Below are 2547 nucleotides of genomic sequence, written 5' to 3'. Positions count from 1 at the left end.
TTAAGTATTTTTACGTTTTGTTGAGAAAGATCCGGGTAATGGATAGCCTTTACAAGGGGAGGGTTAGGGTGGGGTGACGCGTTGAGTAATGCTAAGTGAGAGAACTGAATGTTGAGCGTAATTGTTGAGCTTTTCTAGAAGATAAGGGGGAACTCTGACGACAATTTGAGGTTTAGTTATGTCAGGCAATTTTTTTAGTTTCAGACTATAAACTGCATGACAGTGTATTACTATTATTCAGTAGCAACACGTAAACTTGCAATAAAGAAGAACAAATTAGTCAATACGAACGCAGAAATGGCTAAAAATTGGGCGATCGCGATCGGCATTAACCACTACAACAATCTTCAGCACCTAAACTACGCCAAACTAGATGCCGAAGCTATGCGCGATTGGTTTCAAAAGGAAGTGCGGTTTGACAAAGTATTTTTGTTTACAGAAGATTCTCCCCCAATTAAGACTTCTCCACCCATTCCCACTCAGGCTACTTACGGTAATTTGCGGCGGTTCTTAAGGGCAAACTTTGAAAAACCACTATTAGCACCAGGGGATAATCTCTGGTTTTTCTTTGCTGGTCACGGTTGTCGTGAAGCTGACCGTGACTATCTCATGCTGATGGATAGCGATCCAGGGGATGTAGAACATACGGCAATCCCTGTTGATTATGTTACCCAAAGATTGCGCCGTAGTGGAGCAGATAATGTAGTGTTGTTTTTAGATGCTTGCCGCGATCAAGGAAGCAGGGAAGGAAAGGGTATTGGTAAAGAACATCAGGGAGTAGTCACCTTTTACTCTTGCAGTCCCAGTCAAAAGTCTTATGAAATTGACCAATTGCAACACGGCTCATTTACGCAGGCGTTGTTAGACGGGTTGAGGATAGCAGGTGCAGGAAACTGCGCCACAGTAGAAAGATTGGACAGATATTTACAATCCACAGTACCCACAATCAATCAAACCCACCAGAAAAATCCACAACATCCTTATGCTACAGCCGAACCAGCTACCAAATTACACTTAATTTTGTTGCCCGACTATGCCACCCTAGCTGATATTACCCAGATAAAAATCGATGCTTATGAAGCTGAAGTTAAAGGAGATTGGGAATTAGCCAAGCAATTATGGATTCGCGTGAATGTGGCTGCTAGGGGTTCTGATATGCAAGCAATTGAAGCATTTTCTAGAATTTTCCAGCGACAAGGAGAGTCTTCTGCACCTCCAAAAAGTCCTGAACCTTTACCAAACGGCGGGAGGTCAGGAGTTTCTGAACCAGCACCTACAGGACATCAAAGTGAACTACAGGTTTTTCAGTTTGAGATAGTGAAGGTAAATGCAAGTGGTCAAGAGGTGAAACGAGATAGAGGCAAAGCCGAATATTTCACCGAAGACTTAGGAAATGGTGTCAGCTTAGAAATGGTGTATATCCCCGATGGCACATTCCTGATGGGTACAGAAGATGAAGAGATAGAAAGGCTTGTGCAAAAATTCAGTTGGGATGCGTTTAGAAGAGAAAAACCTCAGCACGAAGTAACGGTTCAATCATTCTTCATGGGTAAATATCCAGTTACCCAAGGGCAATGGATAAGAGTAGCAGCACTACCCAAAGTTAACTGTGACCTGAAAGCAGACTCATCTAAATTTAAAGGAGATAAACGACCAGTAGAGCAAGTATCTTGGAACGATGCAGTTGAATTTTGCGATCGCCTCTCTAGCCTCTCCAAATATACAAATAAGCAATATCGTCTACCAAGTGAAGCGGAATGGGAATATGCCTGTCGTGCAAGCACAAATACACCCTTTTACTTTGGCGAGACGATTACAACTGAGTTAGCTAACTTCAATGGAAATTCTACTTACGCTTCTGAGCCAAAAGGGAAAAAGCGTGGAGAAACAACAGAAGTAGGCAGTTTTCCACCCAACGGCTTTGGATTATACGATATGCATGGGAATGTTTGGGAGTGGTGTCAAGATAATTGGCATGACAGCTATAAAGGAGCGCCTAGAGATGGAAGTGCATGGATAAATAATGATAATCAATATCAAATACTGCGGGGCGGTTCCTGGTTCAGCAATCCTAAGTACTGCCGTTGTGCGTCCCGCAACAACGGCAATAGGGCGGAGCGCGGCAACTTCTTCAACGCTTTTGGTTTTCGTGTTGTCTGCGCGGTTGGGAGGACTCTTTAGCCCTTTATACTTTAGCTCTTTTGCCCTTTGCTCTTATTCTCTTTACCCTTTTTGAGTGTAGCGGAGCGGAACGATCTAATTTTTTTGAAAATCAAAGGTTGAATTATAGAGAGAATTAATCTTAGAGGATGTTTTAAAAGTCCTCTGGTCGGTAGCAAAACGTTTTAGATCCCCTAAATACCCCGATAAATTGCGGGACTTTTAGAGACTTTGCCCCCTTTTTTAGCTACGGTGTACACACAAGTTATCGAATTACTACCAGTCCTCGAATTACCCCACCCTAACCCTCCCCTTGCAAAGGGGAGGGAACAAGATTTTCCAGTTTCCCCCCTTTACAAGGGGGGATTAAGCTTTCAAGGGTAGGGG

Annotated in this window: 1 protein-coding gene; it reads left to right on the top strand. The window is 43.2% G+C overall.

From position 1 onward, the window contains the following. Positions 1-297: 297 nt before the first annotated feature. Entirely contained in the window at positions 298-2181 is a 1884-nt protein-coding gene (locus A4S05_RS37910) for an SUMF1/EgtB/PvdO family nonheme iron enzyme (RefSeq protein WP_069074875.1), read from the top strand. Positions 2182-2547 lie beyond the last annotated feature (366 nt).

This window comes from Nostoc sp. KVJ20, from assembly GCF_001712795.1.
Taxonomy (GTDB): domain Bacteria; phylum Cyanobacteriota; class Cyanobacteriia; order Cyanobacteriales; family Nostocaceae; genus Nostoc.
This window is presented reverse-complemented; position numbering and strand designations above follow the sequence as displayed.